Annotated in this window: 16 protein-coding genes; 11 read left to right on the top strand and 5 right to left on the bottom strand. The window is 65.1% G+C overall.

Annotated features, from left to right (window positions below; genetic code table 11):
* Window positions 1-660 carry a class I SAM-dependent methyltransferase gene (locus ACPZMI_RS24445; RefSeq protein WP_186669172.1) on the top strand — a complete coding sequence of 220 codons (660 nt, stop codon included), beginning with the start codon at window positions 1-3 and terminating at the stop codon, window positions 658-660.
* 39 nt (window positions 661-699) lie between these two features.
* Window positions 700-1,587 carry a thioredoxin gene (gene trxA / locus ACPZMI_RS24440; protein ID WP_186711046.1) on the top strand — a complete coding sequence of 296 codons (888 nt, stop codon included), beginning with the start codon at window positions 700-702 and terminating at the stop codon, window positions 1,585-1,587.
* 61 nt (window positions 1,588-1,648) lie between these two features.
* Here the strand turns inward: trxA and ACPZMI_RS24435 are convergent, their stop codons facing one another.
* Entirely contained in the window at window positions 1,649-1,996 is a 348-nt protein-coding gene (locus ACPZMI_RS24435; RefSeq protein ID WP_186669170.1) for a hypothetical protein, read from the bottom strand.
* 133 nt (window positions 1,997-2,129) lie between these two features.
* On the opposite strand from ACPZMI_RS24435, the gene ACPZMI_RS24430 reads away from it, so the two are divergent.
* From ACPZMI_RS24430 to ACPZMI_RS24410, 5 genes are all read left to right on the top strand, one after another.
* Complete coding sequence (locus ACPZMI_RS24430) at window positions 2,130-2,729, top strand: DUF2796 domain-containing protein (RefSeq protein WP_426353218.1); 600 nt, start codon at window positions 2,130-2,132, stop codon at window positions 2,727-2,729.
* Complete coding sequence (locus ACPZMI_RS24425) at window positions 2,730-3,440, top strand: ATP-binding cassette domain-containing protein (RefSeq protein ID WP_054893590.1); 711 nt, start codon at window positions 2,730-2,732, stop codon at window positions 3,438-3,440.
* Complete coding sequence (locus ACPZMI_RS24420; protein ID WP_186669169.1) at window positions 3,440-4,705, top strand: ABC transporter permease; 1,266 nt, start codon at window positions 3,440-3,442, stop codon at window positions 4,703-4,705. Before ACPZMI_RS24425 ends, ACPZMI_RS24420 begins: the two co-directional genes overlap by 1 nt.
* Window positions 4,706-4,714: 9 nt before the next feature.
* Window positions 4,715-5,281: a DUF3299 domain-containing protein gene (locus ACPZMI_RS24415; RefSeq protein WP_186720293.1), complete on the top strand. Its 567-nt coding sequence runs from the start codon at window positions 4,715-4,717 to the stop codon at window positions 5,279-5,281.
* Between the two features lie 110 nt (window positions 5,282-5,391).
* Complete coding sequence (locus ACPZMI_RS24410; RefSeq protein ID WP_186669167.1) at window positions 5,392-6,075, top strand: OmpW/AlkL family protein; 684 nt, start codon at window positions 5,392-5,394, stop codon at window positions 6,073-6,075.
* 183 nt (window positions 6,076-6,258) lie between these two features.
* On the opposite strand, the gene ACPZMI_RS24405 is transcribed toward ACPZMI_RS24410, so the two are convergent.
* A complete protein-coding gene (locus tag ACPZMI_RS24405) occupies window positions 6,259-7,434 on the bottom strand; it encodes an MFS transporter (protein ID WP_426353217.1) in 1,176 nt (391 codons plus the stop codon).
* Between the two features lie 100 nt (window positions 7,435-7,534).
* On the opposite strand from ACPZMI_RS24405, the gene ACPZMI_RS24400 reads away from it, so the two are divergent.
* Window positions 7,535-7,963 (top strand): winged helix-turn-helix transcriptional regulator, encoded by a 429-nt coding sequence (locus ACPZMI_RS24400; protein WP_186670296.1) that lies wholly within the window; start codon window positions 7,535-7,537, stop codon window positions 7,961-7,963.
* A gap of 84 nt (window positions 7,964-8,047) precedes the next feature.
* Here the strand turns inward: ACPZMI_RS24400 and ACPZMI_RS24395 are convergent, their stop codons facing one another.
* Both ACPZMI_RS24395 and ACPZMI_RS24390 read right to left on the bottom strand, forming a co-directional pair.
* Complete coding sequence (locus ACPZMI_RS24395; protein WP_063542505.1) at window positions 8,048-8,980, bottom strand: NAD-dependent epimerase/dehydratase family protein; 933 nt, start codon at window positions 8,978-8,980, stop codon at window positions 8,048-8,050.
* Entirely contained in the window at window positions 8,973-9,857 is an 885-nt protein-coding gene (locus ACPZMI_RS24390) for a sugar nucleotide-binding protein (protein ID WP_186670295.1), read from the bottom strand. Before ACPZMI_RS24390 ends, ACPZMI_RS24395 begins: the two co-directional genes overlap by 8 nt.
* 437 nt (window positions 9,858-10,294) lie before the next feature.
* Here ACPZMI_RS24390 and ACPZMI_RS24385 point away from each other — a divergent pair, with 437 nt between their 5' ends.
* From ACPZMI_RS24385 to ACPZMI_RS24375, 3 genes are read left to right on the top strand one after another with little or no spacing between them, the layout of a single operon-like run.
* Entirely contained in the window at window positions 10,295-11,338 is a 1,044-nt protein-coding gene (locus ACPZMI_RS24385; RefSeq protein ID WP_186670294.1) for a Fe(II)-2OG oxygenase family protein, read from the top strand.
* Between the two features lie 19 nt (window positions 11,339-11,357).
* Complete coding sequence (locus ACPZMI_RS24380) at window positions 11,358-12,152, top strand: TSUP family transporter (protein ID WP_186670293.1); 795 nt, start codon at window positions 11,358-11,360, stop codon at window positions 12,150-12,152.
* 8 nt (window positions 12,153-12,160) lie between these two features.
* Window positions 12,161-13,006 (top strand): alpha/beta hydrolase, encoded by an 846-nt coding sequence (locus ACPZMI_RS24375; RefSeq protein ID WP_186670292.1) that lies wholly within the window; start codon window positions 12,161-12,163, stop codon window positions 13,004-13,006.
* Window positions 13,007-13,055: 49 nt separating this feature from the next.
* On the opposite strand, the gene ACPZMI_RS24370 is transcribed toward ACPZMI_RS24375, so the two are convergent.
* Window positions 13,056-13,865 carry a helix-turn-helix domain-containing protein gene (locus ACPZMI_RS24370; RefSeq protein WP_426353216.1) on the bottom strand — a complete coding sequence of 270 codons (810 nt, stop codon included), beginning with the start codon at window positions 13,863-13,865 and terminating at the stop codon, window positions 13,056-13,058.
* Window positions 13,866-13,986 lie beyond the last annotated feature (121 nt).

Here is a 13,986-nt window from a genome sequence, read left to right as displayed (position 1 = left end):
GTGACACCGCTACACCTGCAACAGGCCCTCAGCGGCCTGATTGGCGAGGCGCGCCTGGTCATCAGCGAACTGCCGGGCTGCGACCTCAAGCTGTGGCTGATCGACGCCGAGAACATGGACCGGGCATTCAGCCCCGACGAAACCCGGCGCATCCTCGACGAGCCACCCTACTGGAGCTTCTGCTGGGCCAGCGGCCTGGCCATGGCCCGCTACCTGGCCGTGCACCCCGAATGGGTACGTGACAAGCGTGTGCTGGACTTCGGCGCAGGTTCGGGCATCGCCGGCATCGCTGCAGCCCGCGCCGGTGCGCGGGAAGTGGTCGCCTGCGACCTCGACCCACTGGCCCTGGACGCATGCCGGGCCAACGCCGCGCTCAATGGCGTGACGCTGGGCTACAGCGAGGATTTTTTCGCCGAAGCCGACCGCTTCGACCTGATCCTCGTCGCCGACGTACTGTACGACCGCGCCAACCTGCCCTTGCTCGATGCCTTTCTCGGTCGGGGTCGCCAGGCACTGGTCGCCGATTCGCGGGTGCGTGACTTCAGCCACCCGCTCTATCGCCAGCTCGGCGTGCTCGACGCCCTGACCCTGCCAGACCTGGCCGAGCCGCACGAATTCCGCCGGGTCAGCCTGTACCACGCCAGCCGCGAGCCTTTATAGTGGTGCCATTCCGAATTTGCGAAAGCTGCGAGATTTGCGATGAGCCAAGCTTCCTCTAACACCGCCACGCCCTACATCTTCGACGCCACCGATGCGAATTTTCAGCAGCTGGTGATCGATAACTCCTTCCACAAGCCCGTGCTGGTGGACTTCTGGGCCGAATGGTGCGCGCCCTGCAAGGCGCTGATGCCGCTGTTGGCGAAGATCGCCGAGGGCTACCAGGGCGAGCTGCTGCTGGCCAAGATCAACTGCGATGTCGAGCAGCAGGTGGTGGCCCAGTTCGGTATCCGCAGCCTGCCGACCGTGGTGCTGTTCAAGGATGGCCAGCCGGTCGACGGCTTTGCCGGTGCCCAGCCGGAGTCGGCCATCCGCGCCATGCTCGAACCTCATGTGCAGATGCCTGCCGCGCCGACCGCCTCGCCACTGGAGCAGGCCAAGGCACTGTTCGCCGAAAGCCGTTTCAGCGAAGCCGAAGCACTGCTGCAGGCCCTGCTCGGTGAAGACAACAGCAACGCCGAAGCGCTGATCTACTACGGCCGTTGCCTGGCCGAGCGCGGCGACCTGGACGCCGCGCAGCAGGTGCTGGACGCGGTCAAGAGCGATGAACACAAGGCCGCGCTGGCCGGTGCCAAGGCGCAGCTGACCTTCCTGCGCCAGGCCGCCAGCCTGCCGGAGGCCGCCGAGCTCAAGAGCCGCCTGGCGCAGAACCCGCAGGATGACGATGCGGCCTATCAGTTGTGCATCCAGCAACTGGCGCGCCAGCAGTACGAAGCCGCGCTGGACGGGCTGCTCAAGCTGTTCCAGCGCAATCGCGCCTACGAGAACGGCCTGCCGCAGAAGGCCATGCTGCAGGTGTTCGACCTGCTCGGCGGCGACCATCCGCTGGTGGGTGTGTACCGCCGCCGGTTGTCTTCGGCGATGTTCTAAGCCCCAAGGCGCAGCCACCTCCTGCAGGAGGTGGCCTCCAGCCACGCACCGCCCTCGGCAACTAGCCTACCCAGCGATATACCGGCGCATCCGCCCCGCTTTCCACCTTCACTTCACTGCTGTGGCGCAACCGCACCAGCAGCCGCTTGCCTGCCGCAACACTGCCGGCCAACCCTTCCAGCCGCTCGAGCAACTCAGGCCCACTGAGCGCCCCGGCCTGACGCAGCACCTCGCGCGCCGCCGACCACTGGCTATCGTCCTGCCGCGCTGGCGCAGTCACAGGCGTACTCGCCACCTCTGCCACTGCAGGCGCCTCTTCGAGCCTGCGCCCAAGCTGAGCCCACTCCGCCGGGTCCAGTTCGATGGTCAGGTCTACCGGCCAGTCGCCGATCTGTCCTCGGATTCTCACGCTGCCTTCCTTCAATCGCGGATCGATGACGTGCATGCTCCCACGACATGAAACCTGCGCCAAGCGTGTGGCATCGACCAGAAAAGTTGTTATAACATTACCAAATCTTTCCCGTCCGCTTCCGGAGTCGTCCATGCGCCGCCTGCTCCTCGCCTTGCCCTTCGCCCTGCTGCCACTGGCCGTTGCCCAGGCCCATGAAGATCACGATCACGACCACGATCATGCCCACGGCACCTTGCCTGCCCACGAGCACGGCGTCGCACGCCTGAACGTCGGCCTGGATGGCAATACCCTGGAGCTGGCGCTGGAGAGCCCGGCAATGAACCTGGTCGGCTTCGAGCACATGCCTGGCAGCGATGCCGACAAGGCCAAGGTCGAGGCTGTGCGCAAACAACTCGAACAGCCGCTCAAACTGTTCGGCCTGGCCAGCGCGGCCGGTTGCAAGGAAGACCAGCAGGAGCTGGAAAGCCCGCTGTTCGGTGACGAGCCATCGGCCAAGGACGACGACGGTGACGACGATCACGACCATGACCACGCGCATGAACACCAGCACAGCGAGATCCACGCGCACTACCAACTGACCTGCGCAGCTCCGACCAAGCTGACCCAGATCGACCTGTCGCCGCTGTACAAGGCTTACCCGCAAACCCAGAAGATCAATGTGCAGTTGGTCGGCCCGAACGGCCAGAAGGGCTTCGAAAGCACCCCGGCCAAGGCCGTGGTTGCGTTCTGAATGAGCCAGCCGCTGATCGAACTGCATGACCTGGTCTTCGCCTGGCCAGGTCAGCAGCCGTTGCTGAACATCCCCCAGTTCCGCCTGGAGGCCGGTGAGGCACTGTTCCTCAAAGGTCCCAGCGGCAGCGGCAAGACAACCCTGCTCGGCCTGCTGGGCGGGGTCAACCTGCCCGACCAGGGCGAAGTGCGGCTGCTCGGGCAGAACCTGGCCGAGCTGGGCCAGGGCGCTCGTGACCGTTTCCGCGTCGACCATACCGGGTACATCTTCCAGCAGTTCAACCTGCTGCCGTTTCTCTCGGTGCAGGAAAACGTCGAATTGCCCTGCCGATTTTCGCGCAGCCGCGCCGAACGCGCGGCGCAGCGCCATGGCAGCATCCACCAGGCGGCGGCGCAATTGCTTGCCCACCTGGGCCTGGGCGACCCCGACCTGCTCGCCCGACGCGCCGACACCCTGTCGATCGGCCAGCAGCAACGCGTCGCCGCTGCGCGCGCGCTGATCGGCCAGCCGGAACTGGTGATCGCCGACGAGCCGACCTCAGCGCTCGACGCCGACACCCGCGAGGTGTTCATCCGCCTGCTGTTCGACGAATGCCGCGCTGCAGGTTCCAGCCTGCTGTTCGTCAGCCATGACCAGAGCCTGGCGCCCCTGTTCGACCGCGACCTGTCGCTGGCCGAGCTCAACCGCGCCGCCAAGCCTCGGGAGGCCTGATGTACCTGCTCCGTCTAGCCCTGGCCAGCCTGGCCAACCGCCGTTTCACCGCGTTTCTCACCGCCTTCGCCATCGCCCTGTCGGTGTGCCTGCTGCTGGCCGTGGAGCGCGTGCGTACCGAAGCCCGCGCCAGCTTCGCCAACACCATCAGTGGCACCGACCTGATCGTCGGGGCGCGCTCGGGGTCGGTCAACCTGCTGCTGTACTCGGTGTTCCGTATCGGCAACGCCACCAACAACATCCGCTGGGACAGCTTCGAGCACTACGCCAAGGACCCGCGGGTCAAGTGGGCGATCCCGATCTCCCTGGGCGACTCGCACCGTGGCTACCGGGTGATGGGCACCAACAGCGATTACTTCACCCACTACCAGTACGGGCGCCAGCAGCACCTGCAACTGAGCCAGGGCCGCCAGTTCGCCAACGACCCATTCGAAGTGGTACTGGGCGCCGAAGTGGCCGAAGCCCTGCACTACAAGCTCGGCGACACCCTGGTGCTGGCCCACGGCATCGCCACCATCAGCCTGGTCAAGCACGACGACAAACCCTTCACCGTGGTCGGCATCCTGCAGCGCACCGGCACGCCCGTGGACCGCACCCTGCACATCAGCCTGGCGGGGATGGAGGCCATCCACGTCGACTGGCAGAACGGCGTACCGGCTCGCGGCGCCGCACGCATCAGCGCCGACCAGGCGCGCACCATGGACCTGCGCCCCACGGCCATCACGGCCTTCATGCTGGGCCTGAACAGCAAGATCGCCACCTTCAGCGTGCAGCGCGAAATCAACGATTTTCGCAGTGAGCCGCTGCTGGCGATCCTGCCGGGCGTGGCACTGCAGGAGCTGTGGGGCATGATGGGCATCGCCGAGCAGGCGTTGTTCGTGGTGTCGCTGTTCGTGGTGCTGACCGGCTTGATCGGCATGCTCACGGCGATTCTCACCAGCCTCAACGAACGGCGACGCGAGATGGCCATCCTGCGTTCGGTGGGTGCGCGCCCCTGGCATATCGCCGGGCTGCTGGTGCTCGAAGCGCTGGCGTTGTCGGTCAGTGGTATCGTCGCCGGGCTGGGGTTGCTCTATGGAGGGATCGCCTTGGCCCAGGACGCGGTACAGTCCAACTACGGGCTGTTCCTGCCGCTGGCCTGGCCAAGCCCGCACGAATGGACCCTGCTGGCGATCATCCTCGGCGCGGCACTGCTGATGGGCAGTGTTCCAGCCTGGCGTGCCTACCGGCAGTCGCTGGCCGATGGCCTGTCGATCCACCTCTGAGAGTTTGTCATGTCGATCCCTGTGGGAGCGGGCTTGTCCGCGAAGAAAGCACTACAGATCCTCCTGCTGTTGCTGCTGGTGCTGATCATTCCGGCCTGGGCGGACGAGCCGCGCGAGCTGGACTGGCCGGCACTGATCCCCGAGGGCGCGCCCGTCATCCCCCCACAGCTCACCCCGCTGCATGACCTCTCGCAGATGGGCAACTCGCTGGGTGACGCCCTGGCCGCCGAGTCTGCTCCGGCAGCCCGCCAGCAGGCGCCCGACGCCCCGGTGGTGAAAGCGCTGGATGGCCAGCAGATCAAACTGCCCGGCTACATCGTGCCGCTGGAAGTGAGCGAAGAAGGCCGCACCACCGAGTTTCTCCTGGTGCCCTACTACGGCGCCTGCATCCACGTGCCGCCGCCGCCGTCCAACCAGATCGTGCACATCTTCAGCGAGATGGGCGTGCGCGTCGAAGACCTGTACCAGCCCTACTGGATCGAGGGACGCATGCAGGTCAAGAACACCAGTAGCGAGCTGGCCGACGCCGGATACCAGATGGAAGCCGAGAAAATCTACGCATATGAGCTGAAATGAGAACTGTGTCGCCCGTGTGAAGCCCGCTTCGTTGAGCTGAGTCAAACAATGTGTTTGGACGGCTCCTTACCATTGGACTACTCGATTACTCACGTCCTCTGGGAGCTTCCATGAACAAGACATTGCTCGGTGCCTCGCTCGTCGCGCTGGCGCTCGCAGCCCCCGTTGCCCACGCCCACCAGGCGGGCGACTTCATCCTCCGAGCTGGCGCCATCACCACCGCGCCGAACGAAAGCAGCAGCGATCTCAAGCTCGACGGCGCCAAGGTCTCCGGCACCAAGGCCACCCTCGACAGCGACACCCAACTGGGCCTGGCCTTCGCCTACATGCTCACCGACCACATCGGTATCGAGCTGCTGGCCGCCACGCCGTTCAAGCACACCGTGGGCGTCAAGGGCCTGGGTGGTGGACTCGACGGCAAGCTGGCCGACATCAAGCAACTGCCACCGACCCTGTCGCTGCAGTACTACCCGATGGAAGCCTCGTCGAAGTTCCAGCCCTACGCCGGTATCGGCATCAACTACACGCTGTTCTTCGATGAAGACCTCAGCAGCGCCCGCAAACAGCAGGGCTTCAGCAACATGAAGCTGCAGGACTCCATCGGCCTGGCTGGCCAGCTGGGCATGGACTACATGCTGACCGACAACCTGTTGGTCAACGCCGCAGTCTGGTACGTCGACATCGACACCAAAGCCACCATCGACGGCCCAAGCGCCTTGGGCGTGGGCAAGACCAAGGTCAGTGTCGATGTCGATCCATGGGTCTACATGGTAGGTATCGGCTACAAGTTCTGACACGCCGCTCCTGCACACCTGCAGGAGCAACTGTCCTGTTCAGAATCTAAAGGCCAGCCCAATCTCCCTGTGGGGGCGGCGGTTCGGCGCCCCGACTTGCCCGCGAACACGGGCGTAGCCCGTGCCAGGCTGCGCGGTGGCTTTTTCGCGGGCCAGCCCGCTCCTACACGAGCGCAGCAATCCTCAGCGATGCAGCCTCCACCAATACCCCCACGCCAACGCGCTGATCCCAGCCCCCAGCCCACACACCGCGCCCCACCCCCACGCCCCGTAGACCCAGCTCGCTGCCACCGCCCCTGCCCCGCTGCCAACCGAATAGCAGCACATGTACGCGCCAACCAGGCGACTGGCCATCTGTGCACGCCCGGCCAGCAGCAGGCTCTGGTTGGTCACATGCACCGCCTGCACGGCCAGGTCCAGCATCACCACACCGGCCACCAGGGCCAGCAACGACTGCTCGACGAACAGGCTCGGCAGCCACGACAGTGTCAGCAGCCCCAGCGCCAGCCCCGTGGTGCGCTGCCCCAGACCGCGATCGGCCAGGCGCCCGGCACGCGAGGCGGCAAGGGCGCCGGCGACACCGGCCAGGCCGAACAGGCCGATCTGGGTGTGGGTCAGTTGCAGCGCACTCAACGGCAGCACCATGCTGCTCCACAGCACGCTGAACGCCGCGAAGATCAGCAGCGCGAACACACCCCGCTGGCGCAGCAGTCGATCATCGCGCAGCAACACCACCATCGAACACAACAACGTCCGGTATCGTTGGCGCTGCCCCAGCGGCCGTGCAGCGGGCATACGCCAGCCGAGCAGCGCCACCATCAGCAGCACCAGCCCGGCAGCTGCGAAATAGACGCCTCGCCAGCCGGCCAGGTCAGCCACGACACCCGCCACCAGCCGCGCCAGCAAAATGCCCAGCACAATGCCGCTGGTGACCGCGCCCACCGCCTGCCCCTGCTGCGCCGGTGTCACCAGGGTGGCTGCCTGGGCGACCATCAACTGCACCACCACGGCCATCAGCCCGACCATCCCCATGGCCGCCAACAGCGCCGGCCAATGCTGGGCCAGGCCGACCGCAACCAGCGCCAGTGCCGACAGCAGCAACTGCGCGAGGATCAAGCGCTTGCGGTCGAGCAGATCACCCAGCGGCACGATCAGCAGCAATCCCAGCGCATAACCTGCCTGGATTGCGCCGACCACCCACCCGACCTGACCACTCGGCACGCCCAGGCTCTGGGCCATGGACTCCAGCAGCGGCTGGGCGCAGTACACCGTAGCCACCGCCAGTGCGCAGGCTGCGGCCAGCAGAAGGGTCAGGCCGCGCGTGAGTTGAAACGACGACGCTTCGTGGGCAGATGACATGCAGACTCCTGGAAATCTGGTTTTAAAATAAAACCACAGGCTGGATTTCTAGCAAATCTGGTTTTAGTCTGCAACCACAGTGACAGATCCGGAATGAGCGATGCTCGACGAAAACAACAGCCGATGCCCCGTGGCCCGAGCCCTCGAAGTGCTCGGCGACCGCTGGGCACTGATGATCCTGCGCGACGCGTTCGATGGGTTGCGCCGCTTCAGCGCGTTCCAGAAGAACCTGGGGCTGGCGAAGAACATCCTCGCCACGCGACTGAAGCTGCTGGTGGAAACAGGGCTCATGGAACTGCAGCCGGCGTCGGATGGCAGTGCGTACAAGGAATATGTGCTGACAGAGAAAGGCCGCTCGGTGTTTCCGATCGTGGTGGGCCTGCGTCAGTGGGGGGAGCGCTTTCAGTTCGAGGCGGGCGAGGCGCGTTCGGTGCTGCTGGACAATGCCAAGGGCGAACCTGTGGCGAAGCTGGAAGTGCGGGCGCGGGATGGGCGGTTGCTGAGGCCAGAGGATTGTCGGCGGGCTTGAAGGTGTTCTGGCCTGTCAGGGCCTGTTCGCGGGTACTCCACTGTCCTGGAGATCAGTGAAGTACCTGCAAGGTCAGCGTGTTTGTCAGTCTTTGCCCAACAAACGCGCCAGCCCCTCGGCGATCGGGGTCGCCTGGGGAAAATCAAAACGCGCCAACAGCCGGTGGTTGTCCGCCCGCGAGTGGCGGATATCCCCCGCGCGCGCCGGGCCATGGCTGATCGTCGGCAAGCTGCCAACCACCTGCTGCAATGCCGCAAGCAAGTGATTCAGCGAAGTCGCCTGGTTCAAGCCAATGTTCACAGCGCCCTCTTCCACCTGCGGCTGCTCCAGCGCCTGCACCATCACCTGCACCAGGTCGCCGACATAGAGGAAGTCGCGGGTCTGCTCGCCATCGCCGAACACGGTGATCGGCAAGCCCTTGGTCGCACGCTCGCAGAAGATGCTGATCACCCCCGAGTACGGCGAAGAGGGATCCTGGCGCGGTCCGAAGATATTGAAGAAGCGGAACACCACCGGCTCCAGCCCATGTTGGCGGCGGTAGAAGTCCAGGTACTGCTCGCCAGCCAGCTTGTCCACGGCGTAAGGCGTCAGTGGCGCCTTGGGCGTGTCCTCGGTGATCGACTGGCCTTCGCCATTGTTGCCGTAGACCGCCGCGCTCGAGGCGAACAGCACCCGGCGCACACCGTTGATGCGCATCGCCTCGCAGACATTGAGGGTGCCGATGAAGTTGCTCTGGTGGGTCTTGACCGGGTCGTCCACCGACGCCTGCACCGACGCAACCGCAGCGAGGTGGACCACCGCTGCGCAACCGGCGGCTGCACGGGTAACCAGTGCAGTGTCGGCAACATCACCTTCGATCAGTTGCAGGCGCGGATGGTCGATCTGCAGGTTGCTGCGCTTGCCGGTGGACAGATCATCGAGAATGCGCACCGCATAGCCTTTGTCGAGCAGCGCATCGCACAGGTGGGAGCCGATGAAACCAGCTCCGCCGGTAATGAGGATGGGGGCATCAGCCATGACGATAGAAACGGTCCAGTAAGGGCGGCAAGCCGGCGCGCCAGGCACGGGGCTTGATGCCGAAGGTGTGAAGGATCTTCTTGCAGGCCAGCACCGCATGCTGCGGCTCCTCGCTGGCATCCGGACGCGCGGCGTGGGCCTGTGCGGTGGGGGCCTGCACGGCCAGCTTGTGCCACTGCGCTGCCTCGGAAAGGATAGCTTGTCCCAGCGCCAAGGGTGTGGTCGCCTCGTTGCCGGCGTAATGGTAGGTGCCCCACAGCGGCGCGTCGCAGTCCAGCTGCTTGATCACCGAGAGGATCACCCTGGCAGCGTCGTCCACCGGCGTCGGGTTGCCGCGGCGGTCATCGGCCAGCAGCAGCTCCTGCGGTTGCTCGGCGCGAGTCAGGAAACGCCCGAGTGCGCCGTCAAGGCTTTCGTCCAGCACCCAGCCGAAACGCAGCAGCACATGTTGCGGGCAGGCCGCACGCACGCTCTGCTCGATACGCCACAGCGCCTGGCCACGCAGGCCCAGCGGCACCGGCTCGTCCTTCTCGCTGTAGGAAGTGGCGCGCGAACCGTCGAACACGCGGTAGCTGGAGGGCTGGACCAGAGTGATCTCGTGGTGCTGGCACAGTTCGGCCAGACGCTCCACGGCACGCTCCTGAAGGGCCAGGCGCTGTTCGCTGACCGACTCGGCCTGGAACCAGTCGAAGTAATAGGCCAGGTTGACCAGGGTGTCGGGGCGGTGATCGTCGAGCAACTGGGTGAGGCTGGCCGGATCCCAGCCCTCGTCCGGCGGGCGCGGAGCCAGGAACGCGATGTCTTCCTCGGCCCCAAGACGAATCAGCGCTTGCCCGAGGGCATTGCCACCACCCAACAGCATCAGGCGCATACGCATAGAGTCAGCAGGTCCGCTCAGATCGATTAAGGGAAAGGGGTCATTTTGCGGTTTCCGCCTGGGGAAGTCCAACCCTTGGGATTCGCTTGTCTTTGTGTGGGAAATTTCCAATAGGCATCGAAGATTTCTCTGTCGCTCACATAAAACCGGTCTTGCACCACGGCAGACGAAAACCCTGAACTAATAGCAGAAGCCGGGGCATGGCAGCCCCGTGTGCGCACCCGACAATCAGGAGAATCACCATGGCGTGCCTGCTTCGTTCTTCACAACGCTTCACAGCCGTGAAATTTTCTCGCCCCTCTTTTGCGCCTTCGGAAACTACCCGATACTGCGCGGCAGTTGGCCACTACAGACTGTATTCACCGCAGTCAGGCCAACGCACTCCAGCTGTCGGCCGGCACGGAACGCCAACACAACAATAACAAGGAAGGTTTCCCATGCAGGATTCCGAAGTCGCGTACCTGGAATTTACCCAGGACCAAGCCGATGCGCTGTTCGTCGCCAGTCAATCCCTCGCCCGACTTGGCGGCCCGGAAGTCTTCGGGGCGGCTGGCAAGGCACGGCAATCTGCCGAAACGCTGGCAGGATCGCTCGCCCCCCAGCAACAGGCAACACTGCGGCGCTTCGCCGACGGCACGCTGTCGGCACTGATGTACCGCGGCATGACCAGCCCGGACGACGACCCCATTCCCGAATACCTGCCTGAACTGCAGGGCCTGGAGCACGACCCCCGCTGCCTCTACCTGGCCTCGCGCAACCAGATCCTGCTGGAACTGGTGCGTTACCGGGCGTTCGCCTTCGATATCGACAACGAAGGCAAGCAGGTGCGTCTGGTCGGCAACTTCAAGGGCGGCGGCAGCCAGCCGCGCCCGGAGGAAACCCGCGACACCCGCGTGGAACTCAGCTCCCACGCCGGTCTGCGCCTGGGCCCACACACCGAAGCTCCGTACAACTGCTCGGTGATCGCTCGCGATGACCATTCGCCTGCGCCCTCTGCACTGATCCTCACCGCGCGCTGGAACCCGGCGAACGAGCCTACCCACGTCATCCCCATGCGCGAGGTCATCGAAGGCCTGGGCAGCCTGCATGCGCTGGCGCTGACCTCGGCATCGTTCGACTTCACCCGCAGCGACTGCTTCGTCGCCGGCAGCGGCGAACCGGAGCAGGCCACCGCGATGCTGCAGTTCGACGCCAATGGCGGCTTCGCCCTGCGCTATAACTCGTACCGGTTCTCGCTCAACGACCAGGCCAGCGACCTCGCCGCCCAGGCCTTCGACGCCTTCCAGCAACGGGTCGCCGAGACACGGCCACGGCCCTTCGTGCTGCAACCGGACACTGCTTTGGTGATCAACAACAACCGCGCCCTGCATGGTCGCGACATCGTCCAGGACAACCGTCGCCTGCTGGTGCGGCTGTTCGGCTACTCCCCCTTCGCCCAACCTCGGGTGATCACTCCGGATCCGCTGCTGGTGCGCGGCTGAATAAAAGGAACGTGCGGTAATGATGGAAATCGATGTCTCCCTGCTGCTGACCCTGGCGTCGGTGGCGCTGATGGCCGGCTTCTTCGACGCCATCGCGGGTGGCGGCGGGCTGATCACCCTGCCGGTACTGTTCGTCGCCGGCATCGACCCGTTGGCGGCCATCGCCACCAACAAGTTCCAGGCGGCCTCGGCGACGGTGTCGGCCACCGTCGCCTTCGCCCGCAAGGGCATGATCGACTGGCAACGCGGCCTGCCCATGGCCGCCATGGCCTTCACCGGAGGCGCCCTCGGGGCGCTGTCGGTGAGCCTGGTGCCCAAGACGTTCCTGCAGGCCTGTGTGCCGGTGCTGCTGATCCTGGTGGCGGCCTACTTCGCCTTCAGCCCCAAGCCCGACGAGCACGAGCGCAAGGCGAAGATCTCCAACGCGGTGTTCTGCCTGACCGCCGCACCGCTGATCGGCTTCTATGACGGCGTGTTCGGTCCCGGGGTGGGTTCGTTCTTCATGCTCGCCTGCGTGATCCTGCTCGGCCAGCACCTGCTGCGCGCGGTGTGCAACAGCAAGCTGCTCAACGCCGCGTGCAACCTGGGCGCCCTCTCGGTATTCTCGCTGAGCGGGGCGATCATCTGGCCCCTGGCCCTGGCGATGGCCTGTGCCGCGTTCATCGGTGCGCAACTGGGCGCACGCTGCGCGGTGCATTTCGGGCCCAGGCTGATCAAGCCGTTGCTGGTCTGCGTGTGCTGCATCATGGCCCTCAAGCTGCTGCTTGGCGCAGGCAACCCGCTCGGCGAATGGCTGCAACATCAGTTCCTCTAAGGAGCGCCATGGACTTCGCGAACACCTCCGAGCAACGCAGCACCTGGCAGTACGACGAACCCGCGCCGGGCACCGAAGGCTTCATCGACGAAGCCTTCGACGGTTATCAGCAACAGGCACGCCTGCTGCTGCCCGACAGCGAGCGGGCACCGCCGCTGTTCGTGGTCGGCGGTGCACGCTCGGACTTCACCCGCCTCAACCCGCTGCTCTATCGCCTGCAACGCCAGGGCATCGGTTCGCTGACCGGCAACCTGTCCGGCCACAGCAAGGCGAGCGAGCCCGGCGCCAGCGCACCGACACTGGCGATCAACCTGCAGGAGGCCCGGCGCTTCCACCGGCATATCGCCGAGCGCTGCCGCACCCTGGTCGGCCACAGCCTGGGCGGCGCGATTGCCCTCAAGCTTGCGGCGCAACTGCCAGACATCGACAAGCTGGTGCTGATCTGCCCGGCTGTCTACCCCGATGACGCCCACGACGCGCCGTTCGGGCCGGCCTTCAGCGCGGCGATCCGCAAGCCCTACGCCTTTCTCGACTGTGACAGCTACGCCTTCCTGCGCCAGTTCCAGGGGCGGGTGCTGCTGGTGATCGGCGAGTACGACGGGCTCAACTCCCAGACCCACGGCCAGGGCCCCGGCACGTCGGCCGGCACCCGCCTGCTGCGCGGTGTGCAGCGCTACAGCCCGATCCCGGAGGAAGTCACCCATGCGCTGCTGCGCTCGGTGCCGGCGCCCCATGTGGAGTGCCTGTTGCTGACCGACTGCGACCACGGAATCGCCGCGCACCTGCGCGATGCACCGGAAATTGCCGATCAGGTGGCCGATGCGGTGGCGGCGTTCATTCTCGACCAGGGGTGACAGGTTGGGCACCGTGGCTTGCTTTTCGCGGGCAAGTAGAGCCGATGCCCTATTCGATCTCGAACAAGCCATTGCTGATCGCCCCGGCGCCGAGCCGGTCGCGAATGTCGTCGTCGATGCGCGGATCATCCGGGCGATAGAGCTTCACCTGGCGATAGGCATTGATTCGGTTGATCTCCTCACCAAGAAACTCCCACACCACGCGAGTGCAGGCAGGGTTGCGCCGGTCACCGCTGGAAACCCCGGTCTTGAGACCGTTGAGGCGGGTGATGCGGCTCTTGAAGCTGGGGATGAGCACGGTCTGGCTCATCTCGTTGAGAGTCAGCGACTCGTAGTCGATCAGGAACATCCGGTCCTGCAACTGGAACGCCGCACCCAGGTAGCGGCAACGCACTTCCGCATGCTGGCTGGCACTGCTGCGCTCCTGGCGTTCCTGGCGCTCGAACAGGAAGCTGCCGCGCTCCTCCCACAGGTGCACCAGCGACACCAGGATCGAGCCCGGTACCGACATGCAGTTGGAGTATTCGAAGTAGTAGCCGCAATAGCGCGACAGATTGCCGGCCTGGGCATGCAAGGGCTTGAACAGCTCGCTGATCGGGTCCTCCTGCGGGCCTGACGACACCGACGGGTTGCGCGCTCCGATCAGCCGGGCGAACTGCTCAGGCGGCAGATTCAGCTCGTAATCCTCGACCCCGAAGAAATCGCCGATGCGCTTGAGGTTGTAGGTCGTCGGCTGGCTCTGCCCGCTCAGGTACTTGTTGAATTGCGCGCGATTGATCGACAGCTGTCGGCAAACCTCTGAAATAGAGCGGTAGTGACTGCAGGCGAGTTTGAGATTGGCGGCTAGAAAATCGGCCATGAACGGCGTTCCAGGTGATGCGAGTGGTGCAAGTCTAGCATCAAGTCGCACCAAAACAGAGCAACCCGCGAAATTGTAACCACAGGTGTCATGACCAACCATGCGCGCCAACGATAGCGCG

It is taken from the genome of Pseudomonas wayambapalatensis, assembly GCF_049942315.1.
GTDB classification, from domain to species: Bacteria; Pseudomonadota; Gammaproteobacteria; order Pseudomonadales; family Pseudomonadaceae; genus Aquipseudomonas; species Aquipseudomonas wayambapalatensis.
The sequence above is the reverse complement of the archived record's forward strand: the minus strand, read 5'-3'. Positions and strand labels throughout refer to the sequence as shown.

Bases quoted from the DNA above. Each gene is read 5' to 3' on its own strand.
- trxA (WP_186711046.1), top strand. From the start codon at position 700: ATGAGCCAAGCTTCCTCTAACACCGCCACGCCCTACATCTTCGACGCC.
- ACPZMI_RS24425 (WP_054893590.1), top strand. From the start codon at position 2,730: ATGAGCCAGCCGCTGATCGAACTGCATGACCTGGTCTTCGCCTGGCCA.
- ACPZMI_RS24370 (WP_426353216.1), bottom strand. From the start codon at position 13,865: ATGGCCGATTTTCTAGCCGCCAATCTCAAACTCGCCTGCAGTCACTAC.
- ACPZMI_RS24390 (WP_186670295.1), bottom strand. From the start codon at position 9,857: ATGCGTATGCGCCTGATGCTGTTGGGTGGTGGCAATGCCCTCGGGCAA.
- ACPZMI_RS24395 (WP_063542505.1), bottom strand. From the start codon at position 8,980: ATGGCTGATGCCCCCATCCTCATTACCGGCGGAGCTGGTTTCATCGGC.
- ACPZMI_RS24430 (WP_426353218.1), top strand. From the start codon at position 2,130: ATGCGCCGCCTGCTCCTCGCCTTGCCCTTCGCCCTGCTGCCACTGGCC.
- ACPZMI_RS24405 (WP_426353217.1), bottom strand. From the start codon at position 7,434: ATGTCATCTGCCCACGAAGCGTCGTCGTTTCAACTCACGCGCGGCCTG.
- ACPZMI_RS24385 (WP_186670294.1), top strand. From the start codon at position 10,295: ATGCAGGATTCCGAAGTCGCGTACCTGGAATTTACCCAGGACCAAGCC.
- ACPZMI_RS24375 (WP_186670292.1), top strand. From the start codon at position 12,161: ATGGACTTCGCGAACACCTCCGAGCAACGCAGCACCTGGCAGTACGAC.
- ACPZMI_RS24420 (WP_186669169.1), top strand. From the start codon at position 3,440: ATGTACCTGCTCCGTCTAGCCCTGGCCAGCCTGGCCAACCGCCGTTTC.
- ACPZMI_RS24415 (WP_186720293.1), top strand. From the start codon at position 4,715: ATGTCGATCCCTGTGGGAGCGGGCTTGTCCGCGAAGAAAGCACTACAG.
- ACPZMI_RS24410 (WP_186669167.1), top strand. From the start codon at position 5,392: ATGAACAAGACATTGCTCGGTGCCTCGCTCGTCGCGCTGGCGCTCGCA.
- ACPZMI_RS24400 (WP_186670296.1), top strand. From the start codon at position 7,535: ATGCTCGACGAAAACAACAGCCGATGCCCCGTGGCCCGAGCCCTCGAA.
- ACPZMI_RS24380 (WP_186670293.1), top strand. From the start codon at position 11,358: ATGATGGAAATCGATGTCTCCCTGCTGCTGACCCTGGCGTCGGTGGCG.